Origin of the sequence: Labrenzia sp. THAF35 (assembly GCF_009363595.1) — a bacterium.
Taxonomy (GTDB): Bacteria; Pseudomonadota; Alphaproteobacteria; order Rhizobiales; family Stappiaceae; genus Roseibium; species Roseibium algicola.
Window position 1 is genome coordinate 4,232,302 of sequence record NZ_CP045380.1, and the last position, 22,381, is coordinate 4,254,682.

Consider the following 22,381-nt stretch of genomic DNA (forward strand, 5'->3'; position numbering starts at 1 on the left):
TTGTTTTGTTTCCGCTGGGTAACAAAATAAAGAAGACGCCCGGCAATAAAGCCGAGCGTCTTCCGTTTTGATATGCATTCAGCTGAAATGCTGCTGCAAATTCCAGGCGCTTGTCTGTGTACGGCCTTAGCGGCGCTGGTCGATCGGCGTGTAGTCGCGCAGTTTTTCACCAGTGTAGAGCTGACGCGGACGGCCGATGCGCTGGGACGGATCTTCCACCATTTCCTTCCACTGGGCGATCCAGCCGACGGTACGGGCCAGAGCGAACAGAACGGTAAACATCGTGGTCGGGAAGCCAAGCGCGCGTAGCGTGATACCGGAATAGAAGTCGATATTCGGGTACAGCTTCTTCTCGACGAAATATTCGTCGTTGAGCGCGATTTTTTCCAGCTCCATGGCAACGTCCAGCAGCGGATCGTCCTTGATGCCAAGCTCGCCGAGAACTTCGTGCGTGGTCTTCTGCATGATGCGCGCACGCGGGTCGTAGTTCTTGTAGACGCGGTGACCAAAGCCCATCAGACGGAATGGGTCGTTCTTGTCCTTGGCACGAGCGACATATTCCGGAATGCGGTCTACGGAGCCGATTTCCGACAGCATGTTGAGCGCTGCTTCGTTGGCGCCGCCATGTGCCGGCCCCCAGAGGCAAGCGATACCGGCTGCGATACAGGCAAACGGATTTGCACCGGAAGAACCTGCCAGACGAACCGTAGAGGTCGATGCATTCTGCTCATGGTCGGCGTGAAGAATGAAGATGCGATCCATGGCGCGGGCCAGAACCGGGTTCACCTTGTATTCCTCGCAAGGGACCGCGAAGCACATGTGCAGGAAGTTTGCCGCATAGCTCAGGTCGTTGCGCGGATAAACGAATGGCTGACCAACGTGGTACTTGTAAGCCATTGCGGCGATGGTCGGCATCTTCGCGATCATGCGCAGGGAGGCGACCATGCGCTGGTGCGGATCGGTGATGTCGGTCGAGTCGTGATAGAAAGCGGACAGCGCCCCAACCGTTCCGACCATGACTGCCATCGGGTGGGCGTCGCGACGGAAACCGGAGAAGAAACGGTTCATCTGTTCGTGGATCATCGTGTGGTAGGTCACACGATTGACGAAGTCGTCCTTCTGGGTCTTCGTCGGCAGTTCGCCGTAGAGCAGAAGATAGCAGGACTCCAGGAAGTCGCCGTGGTCGGCGAGTTGCTCGATCGGGTACCCGCGGTAGAGCAGGGTGCCTTCGTCACCATCAATATAGGTGATCTTGGACTCGCAGGAGGCGGTGGAGGTGAAGCCCGGGTCGTAGGTGAACATGCCGGTGTCCTTGTACAAGGACGAGATGTTCACAACCGACGGTCCGATGGATCCGTCAAGAACGTCGAATGCGTGGTCGTTACCACCGACATTGAGCTTGGCGTTGTTGTCGGCCATTCAGAAACCCCTTTACGTTAAACGGATGTGCTGTCCTGGTTTGACCCTTCAGGCGATGGGTCCCGTTTCCGGTTGCCGGACCAGCACTGGAGACTTTTTCGCGTCTTGCGTAGCCCATTTACTGCACTGCCGCAAGCTGGCCGATATAACGCTTTGGTCAAAGACGGATTTCGCCAACCAGAGCGACTGCCGGAAGCTTGGCTTTTGCCTAAAAATGCATCCGGCAGTGCTTTGTCTCAGGTTGCCTGATCCTGAATTCTGGCAAGGGATTCTTCCCGGCCAAGAGCGATCAGGACGTCATAAATGCCGGGTGACGTGCCTCGGCCCGTCAGCGCGGCCCGTAGCGGCTGCGCCACCTTGCCCAGTTTCAATTCCTTGTCTTCCGCGTAGGCCTTTACAGCAGTTTCCAGCGGGTCCGCGCTCCAGTCAGAAGCGCTGGAAAGAACTTCGTGAAGATCCTTCAGGATCGCCCGGGCCTCGTCGTCCAGGATCTTCTGGGCCTTTTCGTCGGTGTCGAGCGGGCGCTGACGCCACAGATAGGAGGCGCTTTCCGTCAGTTCGACCAGGGTCTTGGCCCGTTCCTTCAGTCCGGGAAGTGCTGCAAGTGCGGTGTTCTCGTTGTCACCATCGGCAAGCCAGGCGAGAATCTGGTCGCCGCCTTCGGCATGTGCGAGATAGACCTTCCAATGGCTCAGCAATTCGCCGTCATCGGTCGCGCGCATGTAATGACCGTTGAGGTTCTCAAGTTTCTTGAAATCGAAACGCGCAGCCGACTGGCCGACAGCGTCGAAACCGAACCACTTGATCATGTCTTCGAGTGAAATGATCTCCTCGTCACCATGGCTCCAGCCGAGACGTGCCAGATAATTCCGCATGGCCTGCGGCAGATAGCCCATCTCGCGATAGGCTTCGGCGCCGGTGGCACCGTGACGTTTTGAAAGTTTTGCGCCGTCCGGCCCGTGAATGAGCGGAATATGCGCCATTGCCGGCACATCCCATCCCAGAGCCTTGAAGATGAGCGTCTGGCGGGCTGCATTCGTCAAGTGATCGACGCCGCGGATGATGTGTGTGATGCCCATGTCGTGATCGTCCACCACAACAGCGTGCATATAAGTCGGCGTCCCGTCGGAGCGCATCAGTACGAAGTCATCAAGGTCCTTGTTCGGGATCATGACGCGACCCTGAACGAGATCGTCGACCACCGTCTCGCCTTCCTGAGGGGCCTTGATGCGGATGACTGGGTCAACGCCGGCCGGGGCTTCGGAGGCGTCTCGCTCGCGCCATGTCCCGTCATAGCGGGGTGGCTTGCCCTCGGCGCGGGCTTTCTCGCGCATGGCGTCAAGCTCTTCCGGGGTGCAGTAGCAGCGATAGGCCGTGCCGTTGGCCAGCATTTCCTCGACCACTTCCTTGTGGCGCTCAACACGGGAAAACTGGGAGATCGGATCTCCGTCCCAGTCGAGCCCAAGCCAGGACAGGCCGTCAATCAATGCGTCCACCGCTTCCTGCGTGGAGCGAGCCCGGTCCGTATCTTCGATCCGCAGCAGCATCTTGCCGCCGTGATGACGCGCGAAGAGCCAGTTGAAGAGCGCGGTGCGGGCGCCGCCGATATGCAGGAACCCGGTCGGGGACGGGGCGAAGCGCGTGACGATGTTCTGTGCCATGGTGCTTTATGAAAGTCTCTGTCAGTATGACGGCGCGGAGCGCGCCGGATTGGTGGCGCGGTCTTAGCACAGGCTTTGGCGAGGCTAAATAGGGGCTCCGGCCATTTCTTGGACCAAAACGAGGAGCTGAAGTGACGTCACGGTCCGGTCCGCTCGATATTTCTGCCGGCCGGTCGCAAACGGCAACCCTTGACGTTGAGCGCGAGGATTTATCACCTGCCGTGCTCAAGCCTAAATTACGTGAGAAACGGCGTTCAAGGCTAGCGGGCGCTGGTCACACTTATTTTGCTCACAATGCGTCAGCAGATCGTCTTTGGGATTCGCAAGGGCTGTTGTGGTGTGCCTTCGCGTTTGCCGGGGGAATTGGTGTCTACGTTTGGTTGCCCGAAGAACCTTCCTGGGTTCTGTTGGGAGTTCTGGTCGTGCTGGTAAGCGCGGTTCTCTGGCGTGTGAAGCAGCGCGGCACTGTGGCGGTTTCCGTCGTTCTCTTCCTGGCATTCTTTGCCGGACTGGCAGCCTCCAGTCTTCGCACGGCATATGTTTCGGCGCCGCGCCTTGCCGAACAGATGAACGCGGATCTGGCTGGCTACATAGAAGAGATTGACAGCGGGGCAGCCGGTCACCGGATCGTACTGGCCGTATCCTCGGTCAATGGGCGTCCTGTCGAGGAGGGCGAGTTTCCCGCCAAGGTGCGCTTGCGCGTTCCGGCGGGAGGCGACATTGATGTGGGGCGCACCGTGAGCGTCAGTGCGCGGCTGTTTCCCCCCGCGGGTCCCGTCTTTCCAGGAGGATACGATTATTCCTTCCGGGCCTTCTTTCAGCAGATAGGTGCGACGGGTTTCAGTTTCGGGTCCCCCGAGGTCATCGAGACTGAGGAGGCTGGAAATGAATTTCGCCCTGCCGTTGCCGTTGCCAAGCTTCGAATAGACCTCGCGGAACGCATCAGGGCCAATCTTTCGGAAGGGCCGGAAACCGCACTGATCGTTGCTCTTCTGGTTGGAGACCGCAGCGGAATAACCGAAGAGCAGGAAGAGATTTTGCGGGCCGCCGGACTGGCTCACATTCTTGCAATTTCTGGACTGCATATGGCGCTCTTTGCCGGCGGCGCCTATGGCGCGGTCTTAGTGCTCTTTTGCTTGGTGCCGGTCCTGACGCTCAGGTGGCCAGTGCACAAGTGGGCCGCGCTTTCAGCCCTTGGTGCTGCCGTTATTTATCTGCTTCTGTCCGGTGGTGCGGTTGCGACGCAACGATCGTTCCTGATGATCGCGATTGTCTTTGTCGGAATTCTGGTGGGGCGACGCGGCCTAACCCTGCGAAGCGTAGCGTTGGCTGGCCTCGTACTCTTGCTGATTGCTCCTGAGCGGTTGTTTTTTCCCGGCTTCCAGATGTCCTTCGCTGCCGTGATCTGCCTGGTCGCCGTATATGACCTGTGGCGGCAGCGAGATCGTTCCCTGTCATCTGGTGAAAGAGTGTCCGGATGGGGCAAGGCGACTTGTCTCTACCTCGGCAAGTGGGTTGCAGGGTTGTTCGTAACCGCATTGGTCGCAGGGTTGGCGACCGGCATTATAGGAGCTCATCACTTCAGCCGCATTGCGCCCTATGGCCTTGTAGGCAACTTGCTGGGAATGCCGGTGTTTTCACTTGTTGTGATGCCTATGGGAGTACTTGCATTCGTTCTGATGCCCTTCGGCCTTGCGGCTCTCCCTCTGGCTGTCATGTCTTTCGGAGTTTCACTTCTGTTGAAGGTTGCTTCCTTTACCGCAGCCCTGGATGCCGGCGGCGGAACTTCCGGAAGGCTCGACGGGGCTGCTGCATTGCTGTTGCTATCAGCATTATTTGCCGGATTGTTGGTGCCTGGCAGAAAGCGTGTGCTCGCAGGAGTGCCTCTCGTCGCAGGAATATTGATTGTTCTCACCAGCCGGCCTCCGGATATACAGATTGCTGCAAGCGGCTCTCGAATAGCTGCCCGCGATGAAACGGGAACTTTGCGTTACGCAGCTAGGGGGAGATCGTTTGCAAGTGATCTCTGGCTGCAGTCGGAAGGAGTGAGGAATGATGCGATCTTGTCGCGCAAGATGAAATCGCCTCAAAGAAATTGCGATGACGACGGTTGTGTCATCAGGGCCTACGTCAATTCAGAGGACGCAGAACGGCTGGATGGCAGGCAATCGTTTCTTGCAATCGCGCAGCCAAAGACATTTGAAGCGTTTCAGCTGGATTGCCGATATGCCGATTTGGTCGTGACCGATCTTGTCGCTCCGGAGAGCTGCGGCGCAGCCCTCGTCCTGGATCATGGTACGCGCACCGAACGTGGTGCCGTCTCCATCTGGCTATCGCCCGGTGATTTCAGCCAGGCCGCGAATGCTACGAGCGGTGCCAGTGGACCGGGCCATCCGCCAAAGGAAAATCTGAAAATCGAGAAACTGAAGTTTGCCATCCCTGACCCACCGCGCCCTTGGCATCACCAGGGTAAGGTAACGAGAGACAGCCTGCGTCTAGCCGAGCGCGCCTCGGTGGCCGAAGCGCGCGCAGAGGAGTGACTGGTCAATACTGACGAAACAGGGCAACGAGGCGGCCCTGAACACGAACGCGGCCGGGACCGAAGATCCTGGTTTCATAAGCCGGGTTGGCTGCTTCAAGAGCGATGGAAGCGCCTTTCTTGCGCAGCCTCTTCAAGGTGGCTTCTTCATCGTCCACAAGTGCAACCACGATGTCGCCACTGTCGGCGCTGTCGGTCCGGCGGATAAGCACGGTATCACCGTCCAGAATGCCCGCCTCAATCATGGAATCACCACGAACTTCCAGCGCGTAGTGTTCCCCGCGACCAAGCAGGTCCTGCGGCACTGTGATGGAATGGCTGTGTGTTTGAATGGCCTCGATGGGCACGCCGGCTGCAATGCGGCCCATGACGGGGATTTCCGTAACACTGGACACCGGCACCGGTGCAGCTTTTTCAGGCTCCGGTTTGCCGAGTGAGCCTTCAATGACTTCAGGTGAGAAGCTGCCTCTTGGCCGTGGAGCGCCCAGGCCGGGTGCGATGGAGTCCGGAAGACGAACAACTTCCATGGCTCTGGCCCGGTTCGGCAGGCGCCGGATGAAGCCACGTTCTTCAAGCGCGGTGATCAGGCGGTGAATACCGGACTTGGAGCGCAGGTCGAGCGCATCCTTCATTTCGTCGAAAGACGGCGGCACACCGGTTTCTTTCAGTCTTTCGTGAATGAACATGAGCAGTTCGTACTGCTTGCGCGTCAGCATGTAGGCGTCCCCTGACCGAGAAAACATCTGGTACAAATCAAGAACATGGTACCTGTTCTCATTGTGTTCTGCAAGGGTAAATGTTCTCTTACTGTTCTTGGCCTCGAACAAGTTGCCGTATTCAATCCGTCTCCGATATCGGATTCAGGTCATCCTTCGATCCGGTCATGATCAGCAGTTCACAGGTGATCAAAGTCGGCGCGCCACCAGCGGTTAGAATGCCCCGATGCAGTCCACCTTCGAGATCAACGGCGCGGATTGGGACGCAAAGCTCTTGATCCGGTTTCGCGCCAGCGTTTTCAGTCAGGAGTATCTCGGAGATCAGACCTGTCATCGGCTGGGCGTCGCGAAACGCTGCTCCGGCCAGACTGCCCAGTCCATAGACTTCGTAGGAGGGTGCTTTCAGCTCTTTTGCGAGTTCTTGGATGCTGTCCGTCAGGTCGGCAAACGGAGCGAGTGTGGTGATAAGCGCATTGTAGTCGGTTATCCGTGACTGTTCGTCATCCTGTTGCACACGAAACAACGTGAATTCGGTTTCCGGATCCAGCGATGCCACGAAGGCTGCGCCTTGCAGGCCGTACCCTTTGATGGCCCCCTGATGCGCAACCTTCAGCGTATGCGGCAGTAAGTGGCCAAGGTGCTCGACTTCTTCCTCACGCCAAGAGGCGTGTACATGAGCGAACCATTCACCATCTCGTATCCCGAGAATGGCAACTGCGGACTCCAGCGTTGCGCCTTTCGAGGAGTGCGTGTCGCTGTACCAGGCTGCATGTCTGTCATCGATTGCACAGGCAGGCATTACGAAGTCGAACGCTTCGAGCGTGAGCCCGGAAAGATCGAGAACGGCGGAGCTCAGTCCTTGGTGCGTGGCGAAGCGGCCCAGCGCCTCCAGCAAGGGAGTTTGCTCTGCCAGGGAGATTTCCAATGGTTTCGCCAGACATCTGGCATGGGGGAGCCGATTGATGGCAGAAGGGCCGGGATGACGAATGTCGGACAGAGACCTGGGGGCGGGCCGTCTCACAACAGGCCTTTCTCGGTCAAATGCTCCCGCACCAGTTTCTTGGTGATCTTGCCATAGGCACTTGTCGGCATTGCGGGAATGAAGAGATAACGTGCAGGCATCTTGTAGCGGGCGATCTTGCCGTTCAGATAGTCGCTGAGTTCCTGAGGGTCGGGTGAATTGTCTGGGGCAGCCACACAAACGGCTAGGCCAACTTCGCCCCATTGCCTGTCCGGAATGCCGAGAATTGCGACCTCGGAAATATCCGGATGTGTAAGCAGCACTTCCTCGACTTCCTTCGGGTAGACGTTGGAGCCACCAGAAATGTACATGTCCGACGCTCGGCCTGTCAGGAAGAGGTAGCGCTGTTCATCCATGTGACCGATGTCTCCGGTGCGGAACCAGCCGTTCCGGAAAGACTTCTGGTTGGCGTCTTCGTCTTCCAGATAGCCAGCACAGACCGCCGAACCGATGACGCAGACTTCACCCGTTTCATTGGGGGGCAGATGATTGCCTTCCTCGTCCTGAATCGAAACCTCTATACCTGTGCGCTCCGTACCGCATGTGCCGCTGCGTGTCTCAGGTCCATCCTCCAGAAAATGATCCTGTGGCCGCAGCACGGTGATGTTTCCGGTGACCTCGCCAAGCCCGTAGTATTGAACCAGAACGTGCCCCAATTTCTGGAGTGCCAGCTTCTGGTCCTCCCTATACATGGGAGCCCCCGCATAAATGACGTGACGAAGGCTCGAGTGATCGTACTGATCAACAGAAGGGTCTTCCACCAGGCGTTTGACGATTGTGGGAACGGTGAAGAGATTGCTGACCTTGTGTTTTTCGATCAACTCGAATGCAGTCGAAGGATTGAAGCCACCTCCGGGCAGGAGAACATGTGTGGAACCAGCTGATAGCTGGGCAATCAGTTGCAACCCTGCACCGTGTGACAATGGAGCTATGACCAGCGACGCATCGCGCTCCGTCGTCCCGGGCAACAGGTCTGCCATGTAGTTGACGCAAACGAATCCGATCTGCCCGTGACTGAGTACAACCGCCTTCGGGCGGCCGGTTGAGCCTGAGGTGAAGAACAGCCAACAGGGATCGTTATAGTCCACTGCCTCGTTCTGCAGGACCTGTCCCCGGTAACGGGAGAGGAGATCCTCATAGCTTGTGCCAAAGTCGCTGGCTCCAATTGTAATGCATCCTGTCAGCTGATCTCTGGCGTTTCGCACTGCATCGGCCTGAGCACCAAAATCAGCGTCACACAGGAAAACCTTCGCCTTCGCTTTTACCGCAGCATAGGCCGTTTCGCCCGGAGCCTGTCTGAAATTGCAGGGAACCCAGATGGCTCCCAGACGAAATGCGGCCAACATGATCTCGATCATCTGATGCGAGTTCTGGGCCTGGACCAGCAAGCCGTCGCCCTTGGAAACGCCGAATTCCGATTGGAGACCCTTGGCAAGTGCGGAGACGCGCGAATCGATTTGTGACCAGCTCAAGGTGACCCCATCCTCGACAACCGCAGGCCCTGAGGGCCACCGGGCAGCGTTCCTGGACAGAAAATGCGCAAGATTGGCCACGCGATTGGAACAGCGCTCCACCATCTAAGTTTGCCTCCCGACTACTGGTTTTTTCAGACGTTAGGTTGATGGCAGTCCGTTTGACAAGTTGAGATTGGCATTCAGGCCGTTCCGCTTTCTAGGTAAATCGTGCAAGTATGCCGCCGATCGGTTTCGACGTTTGCCTGAGGATTTCGAATGAGTGAGATGACGATTATTGATTGGGACGATGCCTATTCAAATGCTGCCTATATTCCAGGCGCTGACGATTTCATCGTGCGCTGGGCGCAGGAAGCGGAAACCTTCCGGAAAAGCTGGGTCGAAAAGGATCTGGATGTCGTTTACGGGGAAGGGGATCGTCAGCGGTTCGATGTGTTTCGGCCGCAGAGGAAGTCCAAGGGGCTCGTCGTGTTCGTGCACGGTGGCTACTGGCTGAGATTCGATAAAAGTTCCTGGTCGCATTTTTCTAGCGGCTGCCTGGCAAGAGGCTGGACGGTATGCATGCCGTCGTATGATCTGGCTCCTGATGCGCGGATCGCAGATATCACGCGGCAAATCTCTGTCGCGATTACGAAGGCGGCTGCTCGCGTCGGTGGCCCGATCCGTCTTGCCGGGCATTCCGCTGGTGGGCATCTGGTCACACGCATGATTTGCGAAGACAGCCGGTTGCCGAAAGACGTTCTGGATCGAATCGAGCGTGTTGTTTCCATCAGCGGTTTGCACGACCTTCGCCCGCTCAGAAACACGGTGATGAACAAGTCCTTCCAGATGAACGAAGACGATGCCATGGCCGAAAGTGCGGCATTGATGGTGCCCGCCGTTGACTGTCCGGTTGTCGCCTGGGTCGGTGGAGCGGAGCGTCCGGAGTTTCTAAGGCAATCGAAACTCCTTGCGGATGCCTGGCCAATGGCCACCTACAAGGAGGATCCCGGCCGCCATCATTTCGATGTCATAGACGGTTTGAAGGATCCCGATAGTGAACTGACGGAAACCTTGCTGGCCCCTTGAGCCACTTACGAGGAGGCGCATATGCGTACTGAAAGCGACAGCATCGGCGAAATAGACGTGCCGGAGGACAAATACTGGGGGGCACAGACACAGCGCTCCTTGAAGTATTTTTCCATCGGTAGCGACCTGATGCCGATAGAGCTTGTCCACGCTTATGGCGTTTTGAAGAAGGCAGCGGCCCTTGCAAACGAAGAGCTGGGGTTGCTGGATGCAGATCTTGCTCGGTTGATTGTCCAGGCTGCCGACGAAGTTATTGATGGAAAACTTGACGACCATTTTCCGTTGCACGTGTGGATGACCGGCAGCGGAACACAAACCAACATGAACGTGAACGAAGTGATCTCCAATCGCGCCATTGCCCTTGCCGGTGGTGTGCTGGGGTCAAAAGATCCGGTTCATCCGAACGATCACGTGAACCTGTCTCAATCGTCCAATGACAGCTTTCCCGCAGCGATGCACATGGCTGCTGCACTCCAGGTGACGCATCGCCTTTTGCCCGGCGTGCAGATGCTCCAAAAGAGCCTGCAAGACAAAGCCGACGCCTGGGACGACATCATAAAAATCGGCAGAACGCATATGCAGGACGCCACGCCTTTGACGCTTGGTCAGGAGTTTTCCGGTTATGCGGAAATGCTGCGTCAGGACATTGAGCGCATCAGTTTTGCCCTAAAGGATGTCTATGGACTGGCGCTGGGCGGAACTGCAGTCGGGACGGGCATCAATGCTCATCCCCTTTTTGCGGAGTTGTCTGCCACCCGGATCGCGGAACTGACGGACTTGCCGTTCTATACGGCTCCGAACAAGTTTGCGGTTCAGGGGGCGCATGATGCTCTTGTCATGTTGAGCGGAGCCTTGAAGACGCTTTCAGTGTCATTGTTCAAGATCGCAAACGATATCCGCCTCTTGTCCTGCGGGCCCCGCTGCGGTTTCTTTGAGCTGAAAATTCCGGCAAACGAGCCCGGCTCTTCGATCATGCCAGGCAAGGTCAACCCGACGCAGTGCGAGGCACTGGCGATGGTTGCGGCACAGGTGATGGGCAATGACGTCGTCGTCGGGATAGGTGGCGCCAGTGGCTACCTGGAGATGAATGTCTACAAGCCGCTGATGATCAATGCGATCTTGCAGTCGGTAAAGATCATGGGCGACGGTTGCACCAACTTCTCCCTATTCCTGGTGGAAGGCATGGAGCCGAACGAGAAGCGCATCAGGGAGTTTCTGGATCAATCCCTGATGCTGGTGACTGCGCTAAGTCCGGTGATCGGATATGACAAGGCCAGTCATGCCGCACACCATGCGTTTGAGCATGATCTGACCTTGAAGCAGGCGTGCCTTGACCTTGAATTCGTCAGTGCGGAGGAATTCGACCGGGTTGTTGATCCGGCGAAGATGGTCCAGCCGTCGCTTTAGGTCGGCCGAAAGTTTCCTGATGAGCGCTTTCGTGATGCGCTGGGCAATTCGGCGTACGACTACAAGAGACCCCTTTGTGCGAGATTGCGCATGAGGGAGCTTATGCCGAATGTCCATTCCGGACATTCGGTCGAAAGCCGGACCGTGTTGCTCAATCGACCGAGGCCCGGACTTTCGATTGTAACGACGTCGCCCAGTTTGTGAGTGAAACCTTCTCCGGCAACGTCCCGGTCCTGCGTCGGTGCGAAGAGGGTACCGAGAAACAGCATGATCCCGTCGGGATACTGATGATGACGGCCCTGGGTTTGCCGGACCAGATCCACAGGATCCCGACTGATTTCCTTCATCGAAGATCTCCCCTTCAGGATGAAGCCGTCCGCTCCCTCCACCGTCAGGTCCAGTTCTGCCAGTCGAACGTCATCCAGAGAATATCCCTGGTCGAATAGTCGGATCATCGGTCCGATGGCACAGGATGCATTGTTGTCCTTTGCCTTGGACAAGAGCAGAGCCGAACGGCCCTCGACATCACGCAGATTGACATCGTTTCCAAGCGTCGCGCCAACAATCACACCCTTTGAAGAGACTGTCAGAACCACTTCCGGCTCTGGGTTGTTCCAGCTGGACACTGGGTGAAGTCCGACGTCGGCTCCGGTGCCGACGGAGGAAAGAACCTGCGCCTTGGAAAAGACCTCGGCATCCGGGCCGATGCCGACTTCCAGGTATTGGCTCCAGAGCCCCTCGGAGATAAGCGCTTGTTTGACCTTGGCAGCTTCTTCGGATCCGGCTCGCAGGTTACGCAGGCTGTCGCCGATGGTTGCACCTACCCGTGCCCGGATGGCTTCGGCCTTTTGAGGATCTCCTGCCGCTTTCTCCTCGATCACGCGTTCGACCATGGAGTTTGCGAAGGTCACGCCACATGCCTTCACTGCCTGTAAATCGCAGGGAGCCAGAAAATGCAGGTTGGCGAGATCGCTGCAGGTACCAGCCGCGATTTCATCCAGAGTGCCAAGATCTTCTCCTTTAGCTGCGGCAACATAGGCAGCCGGTTCCGTTAGTTCGCAAATATCCCGAACGGTGGGGGCGTCTGCGGACGTGATGTCGAAAACGCGGTTTTCGCGCAGCGTGACGACGGCGGGCCCCCTGACATCGGGTCGCCAGACACGGCCCAAAAATGTGCCGGAGGACAATTCGGTTTCTGAATAGAATTTCATGGCGTTCCCAGGTTGGCCGTTAGGCCATCATTGTTGGTTTTCCATAGTCTGCTGGGAAAATTCTCAGTTGTCCAACAAATGTGGAAACGCAGGCGCCATTCCATAGGTGCGCTAGAGGGAGTGGGTATCTGGTCAGGAAATTACCGGTGTCTCTCTCTGTTTGCCAGACAGACCAACAGGTTTGCCGGCAACCAGGTCACTCCTGGAGGGTCGACGCGACCAGTTTGTCCGCCATGGCCTTGTTTTGCACCAGCATGTCTTTCATGCGTCCACGTGCCAGTTCTGCGTCTCCGGAATCGATCGCTTCAGCAACGCCGACGTGATTGCGACGTGCAATCTTTTCTTCCGGAGGAGTTCGTTGTGAGGCGGCATAGGAAAAGAGCATGACCGCGTAGATCAGATTCTGGAGCTGGGAAAGCATCTGATTGCCACTGGCCTGCAGGATCGTGGCATGGAACATGTAGTCGGCGCCGATCATGCTTTCCTGACCATCCAGAGGATGGATGGCACGCGCGGCCGCAAGAATGGTGTCGCGTTGCTCCCGGCTTGCGTTGACGGCTGCCAGGGCGGCGGCCTCCGGCTCGAAAATCAGTCTGAGGTCGGTTGCTTCCGCATAAATTCTCGCAGTCTGCGGACTTCTTGGGTCATGCCAGCGAATGACGTCCGGATCGAGAAGGTTCCAGTCGTCAAAGGGGCAGACCCGAGACCCATATCTGCGTGCCGTTCGAACGAGCCCTTTTCCGCAAAGCACCTTGATGGCTTCTCGGACAACAGTTCGCGAAACACCGAGGCTGTCGACAAGTTCGTCCTCACGCGGAAGGATCGCGCCTGTCGGATATTCTCCCCGCGCAATCTTTCTACCGAGATGTTCGACCGTATCTTTGACTGCCCCCGTCGGCAGGGATGTGAGGACCTTGTCCGGAAGTTCGAAGAAATTACGCTTTTTATTATCCATTCAACAGACTCAGGCAGTCGGGTCTTTCCAATCGAACTTGATCGGCGAGACCGGCGTTGTGTCCTGCGCATGTTTTACAAGCGAATTTTATAAAATACTAGATTTAATGAGTTGCCACGACGTTTTGCAAAGCTAATACGTCGCTTCTGGAGTCTCTTTATGTCGCTGCTGTTTGAATTATTGACCATTCAGGCAAGGAAATGAATTCGCTGCTTTGAAATTTGTAGGACAATTACTCGGGGCCTAGCCATCCAGAGCATAAAGCCTTTGTGCAAGTTTTCTGACGCCGGTGTTCTTGAAGTGCCGGATACTTGCAGGTGGAACTAAATAGACAACTCCGGCGGCCAGTCCGTCGCGCCAGCGCAGCTGCACTTCGGCAACGGTTTTGGGGACGGCATCGAAGACATAGAACTCTTCCGGCAGGTCGGTAACCTCGTTCAGCACGAGACGGACACCTCCATCGGAAATGTCCCTGATCGTGCAATCGCAAATAAATTCATTGTCCAGACTCGCAAGTTTCGCGGGGCGCAATCTTGTGCGTTGGCGCGGATGCAGGCGACGCTGAATTGCTGCGGCAATGGAGTCCCGTTTCGAAGACAGAAATGAAAACATGGCACAACCTCAGTTGTTGGGTTTTGATGGGGCAAGCGGTCCAGCTGGCCTTAACGGCTCTGGTCTGCCGGAACCGGGGAGTGCGGGCCGATAGCTGGGATCTCCCAGCGTCGAGGGGCGGTGTGTGACTGGTGATTGTGCGTTCCGGCAAAGGCGATATGCAAGATCATACAAACCGCGCCATCCAGCCGGTGTACTGCCAAGGTTGTCTAGCACGGCAAGTGCACCGCCCGTCAATGCACCCCTGCGTGCTCCACTTGGGCCTTCCCAGGCGCCACCTGCAACGGCTCCCTCCATCGCGCCGTCGACGATCGGCATGTCCGATTGATCCGGGTTGATATGCGCATCTGCATAGGCTCTTGCGTAGGCATCGCAGTTCGTGGTCTGGGCTGAGGCTTCTGGAGCCAGGCAGGCAACTGAAGCAGCGATTGCAGCCTGCAGGAGCCCGGCCTTCGCCAGCTGGACACGGTGCATCATGTAGGCGCGACATATGAATTGTTGGACCGAGGGTCTGGCTGCTTTCCTTGCGCAGGTCGGCGGCTGCAGACATTTCATACGCTTCTCCCTAATACCGAATACTGAAAGGGCAGGGGCGCCCGCACCGGTAATGCATGCACACCGAAGATTGCGTGAAACTTGCGTCGCAGGCGTCCGGGAAGGAACCCTGCCAAATCATCACGGTCGAACAGTTTCGGGCAAGCTTGGCTGACTATCCCTTGGGGCAACCTGAGCTGATAGGAGGTCTTCTATGGAACCTGTGTTCCTGACCAAACTCGTTTCGAATAGCAATGACTGGCTGTCCGTCCGCCAGGCGACCATTGCCGAAAACATTGCCAACGCCAATACGCCAGGCTTCCGCTCCAAGGACCTGGAACCGTTCACAACCGTGATCAGCAAAACCCAGCTTGCCATGACCGCAACCCATGACGGCCATCTTGGTCAGACCATGGAAGCCGCGCGCAAGTCCGATGTCGAAAAGGCGGACAGCTGGACGGTCACGCATTCCGGTAACTCCGTCAGCCTGGAACAGGAACTCATGAAGGCAGGAGAGGTCGCGCGCGATCATTCGTTGAACGCCAGTATCGCGAAGTCCTTTCACCGCATGTACCTCTCCACAGTGAAATCCTAAAGGAAAACAATCATGTCTGATCCGCTTTCCGCAACCTTGCAGATTTCCGGCGCCGGTCTCAGAGCGCAGTCGGAGCGGTTGAGAGTTGTGTCCGAAAACCTCGCCAACGCCCGCTCTACCGGTGAAGCAGCCGGCGATGATCCCTATCGGCGCAAGACCATCACGTTCGAAAGTGAATTCAACCGCGCCGTCCAGGCCAACCTGGTGTCCGTGAAGGACATCGGCAAGGACAAAGCCGAGTTCGCGGTGGAATACGACCCCGGCCATCCGGCGGCGGACGAGAACGGCTACGTCAAGATGCCGAATGTCAACACGCTGCTTGAACTGGCCGATATGCGCGAAACCAACCGCTCGTACGAAGCCAATCTGAAAGTCATGACGCAGGCCCGCGAGATGGTCATGCGCAACATTGACCTGTTGAGGAACTGATCATGATCAATGAAATCTCTGCGCTGACATCGTCGACCGACGGCGTCCTGAAAGCAGCCTCCACAACCAGGTACACGGCGAGCACGCCGGATCTTGGCGGCACGGGCGCCGTGGGCGAAACCAGTTTCTCCGATGCGATGGCGAAAGTTTCGACCGATGCGATCGACAAGATCAAGCAAGGCGAAGCGGTATCGATTGCAGGTGTCGACGGACAGGCGTCGGTACAGCAGGTGGTCGAGGCCGTAATGGCTGCTGAATCGACCCTCCAGACCGCAATTGCCATCCGCGACAAGGTCGTGAGCGCCTATCAGGAAATCAGCCGCATGTCGATCTGATCGTAGGCTTGGCCTCGATAAGCGATTGTAATTACCAGGAGAAAATCCATGAAAGCCCTTGCTATCGCCGCGACCGGCATGAGCGCCCAGCAGACGAATGTCGAAGTGGTCGCCAACAACATCGCCAACATGAACACCACGTCCTTCAAACGTTCGCAGGCGGAATTCTCAGACCTTCTCTATCAGGCCGAGCGCCTGCAGGGCGTGCCGAACCGGGGTGGTGAAGATCCTGTACCGGAAGGTGCTCAGCTGGGTCTGGGCGTTCGTACCGCCGGGATCCGCAAACTCCATGCCCAAGGCTCGCTGACCAACACCGGCAACCAGTTCGATGTTGCGCTTGACGGGCGGGGATGGTTCGAAATTACCGGTCCTGATGACGAAACACTGTTTACCCGAGCCGGTTCGTTCAACAAGAATGCCGACGGCAGACTGGTGACCATTGACGGCTATGCCGTCGAACCGGCGATCATTATTCCGCAAGAAACCATTGAAGTTGTCGTCAATGAATCGGGTCAGGTTTATGCCAAGGTCGATGGCGAGATGACGCCTCGTGAACTCGGACAACTGACGCTTTCCAATTTTGCCAACGATGTCGGTCTGGAACCAGTGGGTGGCAACCTCTTCCGTGAAACCGAGGCCTCTGGCACGCCTGTTACCGGTGTTGCGGGTGATCCGGGTTTCGGCGTGGTTCGCCAGGGGTATCTGGAAAGCTCCAACGTTGATCCGGTAAAGGAAATCACTGCCTTGATCAGCGCTCAGCGCGGCTATGAAATGAACTCCAAGGTCATGAAAGCCGCCGACGAGATGGCCGGTACCGTCACCAACGGCATTCGCTAACAGGGAGAAGGTGATGACGATCCGATCCCTTTTCCTGGTGCTGGTCATGATCTTCAGCACCGGGGCAGCGAAAGCAGCCGGAGGCATAGATCTGCCGGTTCCGCGCCAGACAATACCGGCTGGAACCGAAATCACTCACCAGGATCTGATCGAACGATCGTTTCCAACGCGGACAGCACAGCAATTCGCGGTGTCTACCAACAGGGGCCAACTGGTTGGCATGGTTGCGCGGCGTACGTTGCTTCCAGGACAGCCCGTACCGATAAATTCGGTCGAAAAGCCGGTCCTTGTTCGTCGTGGTGAGCCGGCGCGACTGGTTTTCCGTGAGCAGGGGCTGGTGATCATCATGCAGGTGGAAGCTCTTCAGAACGGCGGAGCCGGCAACTTCGTACGCGTACGCAATGTCGATAGCGGTCTGGTTGTTTCCGGGCGGGTTCAAGAAGACGGCACCATACGTGTGGAGAACTGATTTTATGACCCGGTTACTCGTTTTTGTTCTGGCTGCACTGTTGGCCTTGCCGGTGTCGGCAATGTCCATGGTGCGGATCAAGGACATCGCCAGTCTGCAAGGGGTGCGCGACAACCAGCTTGTCGGCTATGGCCTCGTTATCGGTCTGAAAGGATCCGGCGACACGTTACGCAATTCCCCATTCACGGAGCAATCGCTGCAATCGATGCTCGACAGTCTGGGGGTGAACGTACGCGATGCGCGACTGCGGACGCGTAACGTAGCAGCCGTTGTCGTGACCGCCGAAATGCCGTCTTTTATCGGTCAGGGATCGACGATCGACGTAAGTGTGTCCTCGCTTGGCGATGCGACGTCACTTGCCGGGGGTACTCTCATCGCTACCCCTTTGCTGGGAGCTGACGGGCAAATTTACGCGGTTGCGCAGGGCCCCGTTGCAGTATCCGGTTTCTCGGAGCTGGGGCAGGCGGAAAGCCTGACCCAGGGGATACCGACCGTCGGTCGGGTTCCAAACGGTGGTCTCATCGAAAGAGATTTGCCGGCTAAATTTTCGCAAATACCCAACCTGGTTCTCGAACTTTCCAATCCGGATTTCCGCACCGCAGTGCGTATTGCCGATGCGATCAACCAGTTCACCAGGGAGCGATACGGCATCAAGGTGGCCAAGGAGCGCGACTATCGCACTGTGGTACTCACGCCTCCGCAAAACATCAGTGTCACGAGGTTCATTGCGGAAATCGAGGCTATTCGGGTGACGCCTGACCAGATTGCGAAGGTCGTGATCGATGAGCGAACAGGGACTGTGGTTATTGGCAAGGATGTGCAGATTTCGACCGTTGCGATTACCCATGGCAATCTGACGGTTCGTATATCGGAAGCACCCGAGGTTTCGCAGCCGTCGCCGTTTTCGCTGAATGGCCAGACAGTGGTCGTGCCACGAACATATGTCGATGCTCAGGAAAGCGGTGGTCAACTGGCTGTTGTCGGTGGAACGGACCTGCCCACACTGGTGCGGGGTCTCAACCGGATCGGTCTGCGACCAACCGGTATCATCGCCATCCTTCAGGCGATCAAGACAGCCGGCGCGCTGCAGGCGGAACTCGTGGTGCAATAAGTCAGACTTGGTCCTAACCCAACAGGGAAACCAGCACTCATGTGGTCTGAACCCCTGAAGGCCGGGGAGATGTCTCCATCATGTGAGCAATTCTGAAACGCCGCTTTTTAAAGCGGCGTTTTTTTGCGACAGCCTCACGCAAGCTCGATCTCCGATTGTGCGGTCAAAGAGGTTCTGCACAAGGGAAGGCCTTATGCCACGACATTTGGACCGCGGCCGCACACTCACGCTTCTGGTGCTTGCGGCAGTTTCGCTCACATTCGGCGGCCAGGCCATTGCCCAGGCGCCGCGCCAGAAGCCCCAGGCACGCGAAAGCGCGATTGCGCCCGTACCGCCACAGGACAGCGAGCTCTATTGCAAGAACATCGCCGAAGCGGCTTCGGATGCTCGCATTAAGTGGCAGACCTGGAAACTGATCAGCCTGGAGGCAAGCCTCCGGGACAGGATTGAAGAATTGCAGCGCAAAGAGCGCGAATTCGAAAAATGGGTCGAGCGGCGCGAAGACCTTCTCAACGAAGTCGAGGATCAGGTCGTCTCAATCATCGGGCGCATGCGTCCGGAAGCAGCTGCGGCGCAGCTGCAGACGACCGACGAGGAAGCCGCCGTTGGCGTTCTCCTGAAACTGAAGGCCCGTGTTGCCAGCAGCATTCTCGACGAGATGGAGCCTTCCCGTGCTGCCCAGCTGACCCAATCGATGATGGGCCTGACCCATCCCGAAATACAACGGAGTTTCTGATGCGCGCTTTTGTGATCTCCCTAGGAGCTGCGATGCTGACCGGCTGTGCCGGGCAGCTGGAAGACGTTGGTCGCGCACCGGAGATGTCTCCGGTCGGGTACGGCCTTGCCGTTCAACAGCCGGCAGCTTATCCGCTGAGTACTTTCGGGCAGGGCACGGTCAAGGACTACAACTCCTTGTGGGCCAGCGGTCGCGACAATTTCTTTGCAGACCCGCGTGCAAAGAAAGTCGGTGATGTGCTGACCGTGACCATCCAGATCAATGACCGCGCGAACATGGACAACAGTTCGGATCGCCGCCGCACTTCCGATATCGGCTGGGGCGGCACCATGGATTACGACTGGGATGGCATCGGGCATGGTGGCAGCGGCAATCTTGGCGTTGATTCCGGCTCCGGTTCCGCGGGTTCCGGCTCTATCGATCGGTCGGAAGAAATCCAGCTGTCCGTTGCGGCCGTGGTCACGGACCGCCTGCCGAACGGCAACCTGGTGATCTCCGGCTCGCAGGAAATGCGCGTCAACTTCGAGATGCGCATCCTGCAAATCGCCGGAATCGTGCGTCCGCGGGACATTCAGGCCAACAACACCATTCCTTACGACAAGATTGCCGAAGCGCGGGTCTCCTATGGTGGCCGCGGCAGGATCACCGAGGTTCAGCAACCGGCCTGGGGGCAGCAGATCTACGACATCGTGACGCCCTTCTGAGCCCTTCCTGAAAGTACCGGAAAGACCCAAATGCCTAATATCATTGAAGTTCCTTTTGAAGGTGCGCGGGAAAATCAGCGCAGCTCCGGTTTCGTCGCGGCGTTGGTGCTCCTGACGCTGATTGGCGGTGGCGCTGGAGCGGGCCTTGCAAAATATGTTGCGGACTATACGGAAGAGGAAGTTCATGGCCGGCTTCGCCAGCAACAGAGCTTCACCGAAACGCTGCCGTTTTCGCCTTCGACACGCCTGCAGACGCTTGAACCGCTCGTGACAAATCTGGCGTCGCCGCAAGATGCCTGGATCAGGTTGCAGGCTTCAATTCTTCTGGAAGACGATCCGGACGGTGATGTTGGTGTGCTCAAGAAAAAGGTCGAGGACGATTTTCTCGGCTACATGCGCACGCTTACGCTCTCTCATCTGGAAGGTGGTATCGGTTTGCAGCATCTTCGCGAAGATCTCACCGAGCGCGCTCAGACACGCACCAAAGGTCAGGTGAACGAAGTCATTCTGGAATCGGTGGTTATTCAATGAGCCGTCTTCTTGTTGCCGGCCTTGTACTGGTCGCGATGACGGGGGCTGCGGCTGCCCAGGTGCCCGATCTTTCTGCGTTGCTACCAGCAGGAGAGGGCAGTGCCAGCGGCCGTATCATCCAGATGATTGCACTCTTGACGGTGCTTTCTCTGGCTCCGGGCATCCTGATCATGGTGACGAGCTTCACCCGTTTCGTGATTGCTTTCTCGTTCCTGAGGTCCGGTATCGGTCTTCAAACAACACCGGGTAACCTGATCCTCATTTCGCTGGCCCTCTTCATGACTTTTTATGTCATGGCTCCAACCTTCGACAAAGCCTGGGAGCAGGGTGTTCAGCCTCTGATGAACAACGAGATCTCCGAGGAAGAGGCCTATGTGCGGATCACAACACCCTTCCGGGACTTCATGCTCAGCCAGGTGCGCGAAGAAGATCTCGTTCTCTTTGATGATCTTGCGGCCGGCCGCGTGACAGAAAACGAAGCGGCCTCTGCAGAGGAAGTTGAACTGCGTGTCTTGATCCCGGCTTTCATGATTTCCGAGTTGCGCCGGGGTTTCGAAATCGGATTTTTGATCGCGTTGCCTTTTCTCGTGATCGATATGATCGTCGCAACGATCACCATGTCCATGGGTATGATGATGTTGCCACCAACAGTCATATCGTTGCCTTTCAAGGCGTTGTTCTTTGTTTTGATCGACGGATGGAACCTTCTGGTCGGTAGTCTTGTGCGATCATTCTTGTAACCGACGGGGGGCGTCGGGGCGCCAAAGGGCGGGGCCGAAAGGCTCCGCCTTTTTGTTTTTGGCGATAAGATCGTGCGCGACTATATCTTTTGGTCCAAGATTGGGTCTTGGAGAAATTCGAAAAAGATCAAATTGCCCGTATCGACGTAAGCTTCACGCAAGATTGAGCCGCTAGGGTCATTTTCACAGCAGGTTGAACCCCAAACTACCCACGGTTCAAAAGCATGACGCTGCTCCTGCTGTGCCGGTGCAAACCCGGCATGTCCCAATCCAATCCAGTACACACTGACACATTGAAGGGACATATCATGTCTAGCTTGATGACGAACGCTTCCGCAATGACCGCTCTGCAGACTCTGCGGAACACCAGCGCCAACCTGGCAGAGACGCAGAACCGCATCTCCACCGGTTATCGCGTTGCCGGCGCGGAAGACAACGCTGCCTACTGGTCCATCGCAACCACCATGCGTTCTGACAACATGGCTCTTAGCGCCGTTGAAGACTCTCTGGGTCTGGGTGCTGCGACCGTCGACGTCATGTACACTGCTATGGACAGCACTGTTGATGTCATGAACGAAATCAAAGCCAAGCTTGTTGCTGCCCGTACTCCGGGTGTCGACCGCGGCAAGATCCAGTCCGACATCAACGAACTGCAGAACCAGCTTAAGTCGACTGCCGAATCCGCTGTTTTCAACGGTGAAAACTGGCTGTCTTCCGACGTGACCACCGTTACGTCGAAAGAAATCGTCAGCTCCTTCACCCGCGTCGGTGGTGCGGTTTCCGTTCTGACGACCACGGTTGATATTACCGCTACCCAGCTCTATGACACCACTGGTGGTGGTACCGGTATCCTCGATCGTGCTCTGACGAACGGTAACGTTGTCGACACCATCGACATCTCCGCTCTGACGGACAGCGCTGCCGACCTGACCACTCTGGAAGGCATGATCTCGGATGTCGACGAAGCTCTGGGCCTCATCACAGACTCCGCAACCCTGCTCGGTTCCACCAAGAAGCGCGTTGATTTGCAGAAGGACTTCGTGTCCGCTCTGATCGACTCGATCGACCGTGGTGTCGGCCAGCTCGTGGATGCTGACATGAACAAAGAATCGACCCGCCTCCAGGCTCTGCAGACTCAGCAGCAGCTCGGTATCCAGGCTCTGTCGATCGCCAACCAGGGTTCGCAGAACATTCTGTCCCTGTTCCGTTAATCCAACCAGTTTATCTGACCGGATTTCCAGGCAAGAGGACCGCGCCCTTCGGGGCGCGGTTTTTTTGT

The 22,381-nt window shown here is 57.0% G+C and carries 23 protein-coding genes; 14 read left to right on the top strand and 9 right to left on the bottom strand.

All coding sequences use genetic code 11. From position 1 onward, the window contains the following. Positions 1-126: 126 nt before the first annotated feature. Both gltA and gltX read right to left on the bottom strand, forming a co-directional pair. Complete coding sequence (gltA, locus tag FIU93_RS19385; protein ID WP_022998477.1) at positions 127-1,419, bottom strand: citrate synthase; 1,293 nt, start codon at positions 1,417-1,419, stop codon at positions 127-129. Positions 1,420-1,655: 236 nt separating this feature from the next. Beyond that, the gene (gene gltX, locus FIU93_RS19390; protein WP_152506471.1) at positions 1,656-3,080 is read right to left on the bottom strand and encodes a glutamate--tRNA ligase; all 1,425 of its coding nucleotides are present in this window, start codon (positions 3,078-3,080) and stop codon (positions 1,656-1,658) included. 422 nt (positions 3,081-3,502) lie between these two features. On the opposite strand from gltX, the gene FIU93_RS19395 reads away from it, so the two are divergent. Further along, entirely contained in the window at positions 3,503-5,620 is a 2,118-nt protein-coding gene (locus FIU93_RS19395) for a ComEC/Rec2 family competence protein (protein WP_173017359.1), read from the top strand. A gap of 4 nt (positions 5,621-5,624) precedes the next feature. Here FIU93_RS19395 and lexA read toward each other — a convergent pair whose 3' ends face one another. The 3 genes from lexA to FIU93_RS19410 form a co-directional block, all read right to left on the bottom strand. After that, a complete protein-coding gene (gene lexA / locus FIU93_RS19400) occupies positions 5,625-6,335 on the bottom strand; it encodes a transcriptional repressor LexA (RefSeq protein ID WP_022998485.1) in 711 nt (236 codons plus the stop codon). Positions 6,336-6,456: 121 nt separating this feature from the next. Continuing rightward, on the bottom strand, positions 6,457-7,260 hold the full coding sequence (locus FIU93_RS19405; RefSeq protein WP_209010171.1) for a hypothetical protein: 804 nt from the start codon (positions 7,258-7,260) through the stop codon (positions 6,457-6,459). Between the two features lie 92 nt (positions 7,261-7,352). After that, a complete protein-coding gene (locus FIU93_RS19410) occupies positions 7,353-8,933 on the bottom strand; it encodes an acyl-CoA synthetase (RefSeq protein WP_152506473.1) in 1,581 nt (526 codons plus the stop codon). 153 nt (positions 8,934-9,086) lie between these two features. Between FIU93_RS19410 and FIU93_RS19415 the strand changes: the two genes are divergently transcribed. Next, positions 9,087-9,896 (top strand): alpha/beta hydrolase, encoded by an 810-nt coding sequence (locus FIU93_RS19415; protein ID WP_152506474.1) that lies wholly within the window; start codon positions 9,087-9,089, stop codon positions 9,894-9,896. Between the two features lie 21 nt (positions 9,897-9,917). Continuing rightward, positions 9,918-11,303 (top strand): class II fumarate hydratase, encoded by a 1,386-nt coding sequence (fumC, locus tag FIU93_RS19420; RefSeq protein ID WP_152506475.1) that lies wholly within the window; start codon positions 9,918-9,920, stop codon positions 11,301-11,303. Positions 11,304-11,362: 59 nt separating this feature from the next. On the opposite strand, the gene FIU93_RS19425 is transcribed toward fumC, so the two are convergent. The 4 genes from FIU93_RS19425 to FIU93_RS19440 all read right to left on the bottom strand — a co-directional run bounded on the left by FIU93_RS19425 (position 11,363) and on the right by FIU93_RS19440 (position 14,558). After that, positions 11,363-12,514 (bottom strand): fumarylacetoacetate hydrolase family protein, encoded by a 1,152-nt coding sequence (locus FIU93_RS19425; RefSeq protein WP_152506476.1) that lies wholly within the window; start codon positions 12,512-12,514, stop codon positions 11,363-11,365. A 196-nt stretch (positions 12,515-12,710) separates the two neighbouring features. Next, complete coding sequence (locus FIU93_RS19430) at positions 12,711-13,469, bottom strand: FCD domain-containing protein (RefSeq protein ID WP_022998491.1); 759 nt, start codon at positions 13,467-13,469, stop codon at positions 12,711-12,713. A 243-nt stretch (positions 13,470-13,712) separates the two neighbouring features. Beyond that, a complete protein-coding gene (locus FIU93_RS19435; protein ID WP_022998492.1) occupies positions 13,713-14,081 on the bottom strand; it encodes a PilZ domain-containing protein in 369 nt (122 codons plus the stop codon). A gap of 9 nt (positions 14,082-14,090) precedes the next feature. After that, entirely contained in the window at positions 14,091-14,558 is a 468-nt protein-coding gene (locus FIU93_RS19440) for a hypothetical protein (RefSeq protein ID WP_152506477.1), read from the bottom strand. Positions 14,559-14,829: 271 nt separating this feature from the next. Between FIU93_RS19440 and flgB the strand changes: the two genes are divergently transcribed. The 11 genes from flgB to FIU93_RS19495 all read left to right on the top strand — a co-directional run bounded on the left by flgB (position 14,830) and on the right by FIU93_RS19495 (position 22,313). Then, positions 14,830-15,210: a flagellar basal body rod protein FlgB gene (gene flgB / locus FIU93_RS19445; protein ID WP_022998493.1), complete on the top strand. Its 381-nt coding sequence runs from the start codon at positions 14,830-14,832 to the stop codon at positions 15,208-15,210. A 12-nt stretch (positions 15,211-15,222) separates the two neighbouring features. Further along, on the top strand, positions 15,223-15,639 hold the full coding sequence (gene flgC, locus FIU93_RS19450; RefSeq protein ID WP_022998494.1) for a flagellar basal body rod protein FlgC: 417 nt from the start codon (positions 15,223-15,225) through the stop codon (positions 15,637-15,639). A gap of 2 nt (positions 15,640-15,641) precedes the next feature. After that, positions 15,642-15,974, top strand: a complete 333-nt coding sequence (locus FIU93_RS19455; RefSeq protein WP_022998495.1) for a flagellar hook-basal body complex protein FliE — start codon at positions 15,642-15,644, stop codon at positions 15,972-15,974. Positions 15,975-16,022: 48 nt separating this feature from the next. After that, entirely contained in the window at positions 16,023-16,811 is a 789-nt protein-coding gene (gene flgG / locus FIU93_RS19460; protein WP_022998496.1) for a flagellar basal-body rod protein FlgG, read from the top strand. A gap of 13 nt (positions 16,812-16,824) precedes the next feature. Continuing rightward, complete coding sequence (flgA, locus tag FIU93_RS19465) at positions 16,825-17,280, top strand: flagellar basal body P-ring formation chaperone FlgA (RefSeq protein ID WP_055654468.1); 456 nt, start codon at positions 16,825-16,827, stop codon at positions 17,278-17,280. A gap of 4 nt (positions 17,281-17,284) precedes the next feature. Then, positions 17,285-18,391 carry a flagellar basal body P-ring protein FlgI gene (flgI, locus tag FIU93_RS19470; RefSeq protein WP_055654466.1) on the top strand — a complete coding sequence of 369 codons (1,107 nt, stop codon included), beginning with the start codon at positions 17,285-17,287 and terminating at the stop codon, positions 18,389-18,391. A 193-nt stretch (positions 18,392-18,584) separates the two neighbouring features. Beyond that, positions 18,585-19,127, top strand: coding sequence for a hypothetical protein (locus tag FIU93_RS19475; protein WP_209010172.1), 543 nt, complete (start codon positions 18,585-18,587; stop codon positions 19,125-19,127). Continuing rightward, positions 19,127-19,831, top strand: coding sequence for a flagellar basal body L-ring protein FlgH (gene flgH, locus FIU93_RS19480; RefSeq protein WP_022998500.1), 705 nt, complete (start codon positions 19,127-19,129; stop codon positions 19,829-19,831). Before FIU93_RS19475 ends, flgH begins: the two co-directional genes overlap by 1 nt. A 30-nt stretch (positions 19,832-19,861) precedes the next feature. Continuing rightward, the gene (locus FIU93_RS19485) at positions 19,862-20,362 is read left to right on the top strand and encodes a flagellar basal body-associated FliL family protein (protein ID WP_055654461.1); all 501 of its coding nucleotides are present in this window, start codon (positions 19,862-19,864) and stop codon (positions 20,360-20,362) included. After that, positions 20,359-21,102, top strand: a complete 744-nt coding sequence (fliP, locus tag FIU93_RS19490) for a flagellar type III secretion system pore protein FliP (protein WP_022998502.1) — start codon at positions 20,359-20,361, stop codon at positions 21,100-21,102. Before FIU93_RS19485 ends, fliP begins: the two co-directional genes overlap by 4 nt. Positions 21,103-21,410: 308 nt before the next feature. Further along, positions 21,411-22,313 carry a flagellin gene (locus FIU93_RS19495; protein WP_031268437.1) on the top strand — a complete coding sequence of 301 codons (903 nt, stop codon included), beginning with the start codon at positions 21,411-21,413 and terminating at the stop codon, positions 22,311-22,313. The last annotated feature ends 68 nt before the right edge of the window (positions 22,314-22,381 follow it).

What these genes read in the sequence shown, in the direction of transcription:
- gltA (WP_022998477.1), bottom strand. Translation starts at nt 1,419, where the DNA reads ATGGCCGACAACAACGCCAAGCTCAATGTCGGTGGTAACGACCACGCA.
- gltX (WP_152506471.1), bottom strand. Translation starts at nt 3,080, where the DNA reads ATGGCACAGAACATCGTCACGCGCTTCGCCCCGTCCCCGACCGGGTTC.
- lexA (WP_022998485.1), bottom strand. Translation starts at nt 6,335, where the DNA reads ATGCTGACGCGCAAGCAGTACGAACTGCTCATGTTCATTCACGAAAGA.
- FIU93_RS19410 (WP_152506473.1), bottom strand. Translation starts at nt 8,933, where the DNA reads ATGGTGGAGCGCTGTTCCAATCGCGTGGCCAATCTTGCGCATTTTCTG.
- FIU93_RS19415 (WP_152506474.1), top strand. Translation starts at nt 9,087, where the DNA reads ATGAGTGAGATGACGATTATTGATTGGGACGATGCCTATTCAAATGCT.
- fumC (WP_152506475.1), top strand. Translation starts at nt 9,918, where the DNA reads ATGCGTACTGAAAGCGACAGCATCGGCGAAATAGACGTGCCGGAGGAC.
- FIU93_RS19425 (WP_152506476.1), bottom strand. Translation starts at nt 12,514, where the DNA reads ATGAAATTCTATTCAGAAACCGAATTGTCCTCCGGCACATTTTTGGGC.
- FIU93_RS19430 (WP_022998491.1), bottom strand. Translation starts at nt 13,469, where the DNA reads ATGGATAATAAAAAGCGTAATTTCTTCGAACTTCCGGACAAGGTCCTC.
- FIU93_RS19435 (WP_022998492.1), bottom strand. Translation starts at nt 14,081, where the DNA reads ATGTTTTCATTTCTGTCTTCGAAACGGGACTCCATTGCCGCAGCAATT.
- FIU93_RS19440 (WP_152506477.1), bottom strand. Translation starts at nt 14,558, where the DNA reads ATGATGCACCGTGTCCAGCTGGCGAAGGCCGGGCTCCTGCAGGCTGCA.
- flgB (WP_022998493.1), top strand. Translation starts at nt 14,830, where the DNA reads ATGGAACCTGTGTTCCTGACCAAACTCGTTTCGAATAGCAATGACTGG.
- flgC (WP_022998494.1), top strand. Translation starts at nt 15,223, where the DNA reads ATGTCTGATCCGCTTTCCGCAACCTTGCAGATTTCCGGCGCCGGTCTC.
- FIU93_RS19455 (WP_022998495.1), top strand. Translation starts at nt 15,642, where the DNA reads ATGATCAATGAAATCTCTGCGCTGACATCGTCGACCGACGGCGTCCTG.
- flgG (WP_022998496.1), top strand. Translation starts at nt 16,023, where the DNA reads ATGAAAGCCCTTGCTATCGCCGCGACCGGCATGAGCGCCCAGCAGACG.
- flgA (WP_055654468.1), top strand. Translation starts at nt 16,825, where the DNA reads ATGACGATCCGATCCCTTTTCCTGGTGCTGGTCATGATCTTCAGCACC.
- flgI (WP_055654466.1), top strand. Translation starts at nt 17,285, where the DNA reads ATGACCCGGTTACTCGTTTTTGTTCTGGCTGCACTGTTGGCCTTGCCG.
- FIU93_RS19475 (WP_209010172.1), top strand. Translation starts at nt 18,585, where the DNA reads ATGCCACGACATTTGGACCGCGGCCGCACACTCACGCTTCTGGTGCTT.
- flgH (WP_022998500.1), top strand. Translation starts at nt 19,127, where the DNA reads ATGCGCGCTTTTGTGATCTCCCTAGGAGCTGCGATGCTGACCGGCTGT.
- FIU93_RS19485 (WP_055654461.1), top strand. Translation starts at nt 19,862, where the DNA reads ATGCCTAATATCATTGAAGTTCCTTTTGAAGGTGCGCGGGAAAATCAG.
- fliP (WP_022998502.1), top strand. Translation starts at nt 20,359, where the DNA reads ATGAGCCGTCTTCTTGTTGCCGGCCTTGTACTGGTCGCGATGACGGGG.
- FIU93_RS19495 (WP_031268437.1), top strand. Translation starts at nt 21,411, where the DNA reads ATGTCTAGCTTGATGACGAACGCTTCCGCAATGACCGCTCTGCAGACT.